At 41.4% G+C, this 5,559-nt stretch carries 6 protein-coding genes; 3 read left to right on the top strand and 3 right to left on the bottom strand.

All coding sequences use genetic code 11. From position 1 onward, the window contains the following. Positions 1-322 precede the first annotated feature (322 nt). Genes FOR85_RS12330 through FOR85_RS12320 form a run of 3 tightly spaced genes read left to right on the top strand, consistent with a single transcriptional unit; the run spans position 323 to position 1,500 of the window. Entirely contained in the window at positions 323-622 is a 300-nt protein-coding gene (locus tag FOR85_RS12330; RefSeq protein WP_144298151.1) for a mobilization protein MobS, read from the top strand. Between the two features lie 3 nt (positions 623-625). Further along, entirely contained in the window at positions 626-1,000 is a 375-nt protein-coding gene (locus FOR85_RS12325; RefSeq protein WP_144298150.1) for a hypothetical protein, read from the top strand. Positions 1,001-1,032: 32 nt separating this feature from the next. Further along, positions 1,033-1,500 carry a hypothetical protein gene (locus FOR85_RS12320; RefSeq protein ID WP_144298149.1) on the top strand — a complete coding sequence of 156 codons (468 nt, stop codon included), beginning with the start codon at positions 1,033-1,035 and terminating at the stop codon, positions 1,498-1,500. Positions 1,501-1,682: 182 nt separating this feature from the next. On the opposite strand, the gene repM is transcribed toward FOR85_RS12320, so the two are convergent. The 3 genes from repM to FOR85_RS12305 all read right to left on the bottom strand — a co-directional run bounded on the left by repM (position 1,683) and on the right by FOR85_RS12305 (position 5,454). Then, positions 1,683-2,702, bottom strand: a complete 1,020-nt coding sequence (gene repM / locus FOR85_RS12315) for a replication initiation protein RepM (RefSeq protein WP_144298148.1) — start codon at positions 2,700-2,702, stop codon at positions 1,683-1,685. A gap of 262 nt (positions 2,703-2,964) precedes the next feature. After that, complete coding sequence (locus FOR85_RS12310; protein ID WP_144298147.1) at positions 2,965-3,744, bottom strand: hypothetical protein; 780 nt, start codon at positions 3,742-3,744, stop codon at positions 2,965-2,967. Positions 3,745-3,747: 3 nt separating this feature from the next. Further along, complete coding sequence (locus FOR85_RS12305; protein WP_144298146.1) at positions 3,748-5,454, bottom strand: MobA/MobL family protein; 1,707 nt, start codon at positions 5,452-5,454, stop codon at positions 3,748-3,750. Between the last annotated feature and the right edge of the window lie 105 nt (positions 5,455-5,559).

Here is a 5,559-nt window from a genome sequence, read left to right as displayed (position 1 = left end):
AATTCACAACCTGCCCGATAGCTAGCAGAGGCAACGGCTGATTGTCCATTGCTCCTACTTATCGGTTTTGTGCTTGCTATGAATATCGCCATATCGCCTTTGCTCAATCTAATCTTTTGGGGTCTTAGGGGTTTCCCCTAACGGGGTTATGAAAACTTTTCAAAATGTAGCGTAGCGGATATTTTGAAAAGTTTTCGTAAACTCGCACTTAGTCAGTGGGACGCAACCATTTGTCAAATAACTATATCATAAACTGTTGTTAGGTATTGGAGAAGTTGCTATAGTTGGAAGAACTATAATTTTGATGACTTGAGGAAGGGTTATGAGCTTGCTTGGTGGTAGTGATTTAAAGGAACAACAAAAGATTAATGAGCTTGAACTTAAAATAAATAGAGAGAAGCAGAAGTTAGATAAGAAGCTGACACGACAAAAAATACTACTGGGTGCTTTTCTTGTAGATGCTTTAGAGAATGATTCAGTAGACGGTTTAAGGGAATATACAGCCGATAATCTGTTGGATTTTTTGAGCAGACAGGGAGATAAAGATTTAATGGCAGATTTCGTAAAGGGGGTTGGCGGTAGTGTATCACCTAGTGAAAACCATAATAATGTTAATGAGTAAGTTATGTCGAACTTATATTTTATACTAACGACAAAGGAAATCACTTCCCTCACAAAAAACCGATATCTTAAGTTTAGCTATTACGGGAAAGTACAAAATTATTTTATCTATGGGCGATTTGGCGGACACATTGATCTAATGAGATCGATTGATAAGAATAATTATAAGATGACAGAAAATGGTATAGCTTTCCTCAAAGAGGTTATTACAACTGATACTGACAACATTTTTTGGTCTATGGTGTGTTTAGAAAATAATGTGAGCGATGAAAGTGCCTACTTAAAATGCTTAGACTCGCTTAAAAAAGGACAGTATGAAAGTATAATCTTAAATAATCATTTCATCCTTACTCATAATGCTTTATATAAAATAAAATAGCACAGTGATTCTTAACCATTTAGGAGCAACCTTTGCCGAATTTACCCACTTTACTAGTTACAGTATTAGCCGTCCTGTCACTTGCTGGTTGCGTTAATCAAAGGTTAGAGAACCTTCCAATCATTCAGGCGGTCGCACCAGTGGCTGTTGAGGTTAAGCAGCCGTTGCAGATTGCTACTTGGTCTCCAACTAAATATGACGGTCGTTTTACAGGTATGGGTCTCGGATATTTAACGGTTGTTAATAACTGTCTAACTATGACTATGGGTAATGAAGGAACGATTACAGAAAGTAATACGTACTTACTGGTACTGGCAGATACTTCCTTTTCTTGGGCTGCTGAAAAAGAGATTTTAACCTTTGAAGGAAAGCCTTATAAGATTGGAGATGAGCTTTATCTTGGTGGTACTGTATTTAGTTATCCTAACGCCAATATTACGGATCAGATAAAAGTAAACTGGATAGAGTGTGGTTTGAATAAAGGTTGGCTGGGTGGTTAGCTCAATTCAGTACCCTAATGAGGACTTGAACAATAGGCTGTAGGCTAATGGTATCAACGTTTTAACTCGATGAAATAGTCACAGTGTACTTCGTGGTGTACCTGCCATACACATTCTATTCGTGATCGATGCGCTATACAGGCACCGAACGAACTATCTAAATAACTCTTAATTTAGTAAGTCTATTTTTTGTTATGATCAGGGAACTTATAACCTACTAATAATAGATATTTACGCAATTCTTGGCGCTTGTCGTCATCTACTAACTGTTGCTCAACCCATAGCAATAATTGTTCTCTGCTCTTACCGATTGTTTGGGCGTTATAGTCTCGGATAAAGTCAAAGTTATTTAGCAATTTATGAGCAAAAGTGTTTCTTTGATTTTCGGTCATAGCGGGTATTTTTTCGGGTGTAAGCTTTGAGCTGTCAGTGTTTGACTTAGTGTTATCAACGTTCTTACTAATCGTTTTTAACGGTTCTTTTTTCTTATCTTTAAACTGGAACTTAAAGATAAATCCTGCAATTTTACGCCCTTCTTTATACTGCTTATAGCTAACGGTTATATCTGTAGAATCGTTGATTTGCCTAATAGCTGGATCTAATGCTCTGCTCTTAAAGTTATCCATTCTCTTATATTCTTTATCGTCGATATCAAACCTATGTCTTAGCTCGTTATATGAGATTGAGGGGACTACTTTAGACTTTCGCCACTGCATCATCATTTCATATAAACGGTGAGCATAGACACTTGTGAGCGGTGCTTTCTGCTTCAAATGATAGCGTGAGAAATCGCCCTTCAACTTTCCTGCTAACTCTATGAGGTCGGGCGTAAACGCTAATTTAACCAATCCCTGACCTTCTACATAAGCTATATTCCAAACCCAACGCGCTTTTCTATGTTCTTGATGGGTTGGGAATGCTTCACTTTGAACGTTGTATGTAAAATACCTAGTAAATAGGGTTTCGCTTGCTTCTCTCAATGCCGTATAAGCCGTTCTCATATCAACATCATATATCTTTGCGTACTCATCAGCCCTTATATGCACAAACTCATGCATCGTTAGAAGCCCTTTCTCACATTCGTCATAAGTTGCTAAGTCTGCTAAAGCTATATCAAGCAGTCTTATCTCTTGAACAGTGAGTGAGTAACTAGCCTCAATCAGCGTATTACTTTTGACTACCATATCTTGGGGGTTTTTCATTGCTACATATCCTAAAAAATCATTTACCTACATAGTATCATAAACACGTAGGTTTTAACCTTGGATTTGTAGGGAGTTAACCTTGGATTTGTAGGGAGTTAACCTTGGATTTGTAGGGAGTTAACCTTGGATTTGTAGGGAGTTAGAGGTTGAAAGCCATGAAGTACGTGGCTTGTAGAGGGCGGAAAACTCTTTAAAACTCTTTAAAACTCTTTAAAAGGAATTAAAGGGATTAAAAGGATTAAAAAAAGATGATTCGATATTATCTAAATTTGCAGTATTGATATTTATCTTTACCTACAAAACATGACTGAGGTTTAATTCTCGCATAGTAACCGTCTTGACCTCTGACAACGTTATGAGCAATCTTTGCAGCTGCTAGACTGTCAAACTTAGTCTGACGCTCTGCAATCTCTGCCTTGCTTGGTATTAGTAACCAACCTAAAAACAGGGTCATAAGCAAAATGAACAAGCAAATAGCCCCTAGAATACATGCTATTTTCCAACTTAAAGCAGCAGCAAACTTACTTGATAGCTCCTCTGTGTACTGCTCTGCGCCTTCTTGAGCCTCTTTTCTAACTCTAATTAACGTATTTTTAGCATCATTGGCTAAACGCTTATTTTGGTCTGAAAGCGTATCAGCAAACATATTCAAATCAGCTAGACGCTTATCAAATGTATGTCTCATCTCATAAGAAATACGGGATAAGTTCTCAACTTCTACAGTTGCAATGCTAGCAGTATGCTTTAGTTGCTCATTAGCTCGCTGAACATCACCGGCAACGCCTTCTGTTAGCTGATTATGATAATGATTGAGAATAGTGCCTACAGCTTTTCTAGTCTCTGTAGCCGTACTGGTAGCGATAGCCGTTTTTATCTGCTGCTCTCGGTCTTGGTAGTCTCGTAGCTGGGCTGTTAGATCGTTTACAAGCGCTGCGGTTGCTTTGTCTTGTTCCTCACGCTGCGCTATCAGAGCAGTATCATGCTCTATCAGCATTGATACCGCGCTTAGTAAATGTTTGACTTCAGTTTCATCTGACATTATTTACATTCCCATTCTAAAACCGCGACTACGGTTAATCTCATTATTAAAGCTTGTAACGTCTCTTTGTGCGCTCTGTAGTGCTTGCTGCTGCGTTTTATCTGCTGTTTTGCTGTGATTGCCTACAAAATCATTTAAAGCGGTCTGTAGGGCTGCTGTGTGCGTTTTACGGTCATCTGTACGATATAGGTTTTTAATCTCGCTCAGTGCTTGCTTTGATTTGTCGCTCACAAAGTCAGTTAAATTACTCCGTTCAACCTCGGCAAGCTCACGCTGTATCTGCGTTGTGCGTGGCTCGTTGATGTAATCATTGAGCTTGTGAATGACCTCATTAGTGGCTGAAATCGCTAGAATAGCCGTACCTGCGAGTTTGTCTTTATCAATCCCTCTGATGTTTTGCTCGGCTGTCTTGGCTAACACTGAGCCGTACATCTGTTTTTTGTCTGCGATGAACTGCTTATTCTCACGCTCAAGCCGTTCAGCTTGCGCCTGTCTCTCTTGCTGCTGCGCTCTTTCCCTATCTGCCCTTTGCTGCTCTATACGATCACGTTCAGCCTGCTCACGCTTGTTCTGTTCGGCAAGCTCACGTTGTCGCTGCTGCTCCAAGGCCATCGCTTTTTGCTTTTCGTCCTCGGCTAACTCTTTTCTGACGTTCATAGCTAACGCCATTGCTGCGGCAATATCGGCAGGGGAAGGGGGGTTGCGCTTGGGTGCGTCTGGTGTTGGTGCTTTGATGGGTTCGGCTACCGCTGCGGCTTTCATGCTCGGCTTGGGTGTGGTTTGCTTGATGTCGTGACCATTGATGATGATAGCGTCGGCTGCATCATTCATTTTTTGATTGTCTGTAAGCTGTGCGCTCCACGCTTCGCTGTTACGCTGGGCTATCAGGCGGTTTACTTCGCCCCTGATTGTTGCCGGTGTTTCGTCTATCTCGTAAACCTTGCCTTGCTTGGCTGCTTGCTCCGCTTTCTTTAGTTCTCGCTCGTATTTGTCGCGCTCCAATTTGGTAGCAACTGATCCCATTTTGTCCTGTGGCGTTATGTCGATGCCCTGCGCTGCATAGCTACGGCTATCAATCAAATCATGGTTATACTCGGCTAGCTTTTCGTTAGCGATACACTCCCACAGCTCCCGAATTTCTGTTACTTCGGTTTTGGCTCGGCTCAAGCCTTTGGCTTTACGCTGGGTATCTGACAGCTCACAATCTGATTTGTCGGTCAGTGTGATTTTTCCTTTCTCGCCTAGCTCGGCTTTGCGAGTGGTCAGCATAATATGAGCGTGGAAGTTGCGAGCGTCTGCGCCCCTTTCAATCTCTCTAGCAGTAGGTTTGTGAATGGCACAATCAGCGATAACGCCGAACTTATCGGCTAGCGATTGGGTAAACTTATGCGCTAACTCTTTACGTGTGTTCTCGTCCAACTCATGCGGTAGATTGATAATCCACTCACGAGCGACACGGCTATTTTTTCGTGTCTCTGACTCCTCGGCTAAGTTCCATAATTCGCTGCGCTCGATGCTTGCGCCTTGCTCCTTTAGGGCAGACGGCAAAATAATATCGGCACTCATGACGCCATGACGTTTTGAGTAATCGTGAGTTTTACCATAGCGTTTATCTTCCAATTCACAACCTGCCCGATAGCTAGCAGAGGCAACGGCTGATTGTCCATTGCTCCTACTTATCGGTTTTGTGCTTGCTATGAATATCGCCATATCGCCTTTGCTCAATCTAATCTTTTGGGGTCTTAGGGGTTTCCCCTAACGGGGTTATGAAAACTTTTCAAAATGTAGCGTAGCGGATATTTTGAAAAGTTTTCG

This window comes from Psychrobacter sp. YGAH215, assembly GCF_007280595.1.
Lineage (GTDB): Bacteria > Pseudomonadota > Gammaproteobacteria > Pseudomonadales > Moraxellaceae > Psychrobacter > Psychrobacter faecalis.
This window is presented reverse-complemented; position numbering and strand designations above follow the sequence as displayed.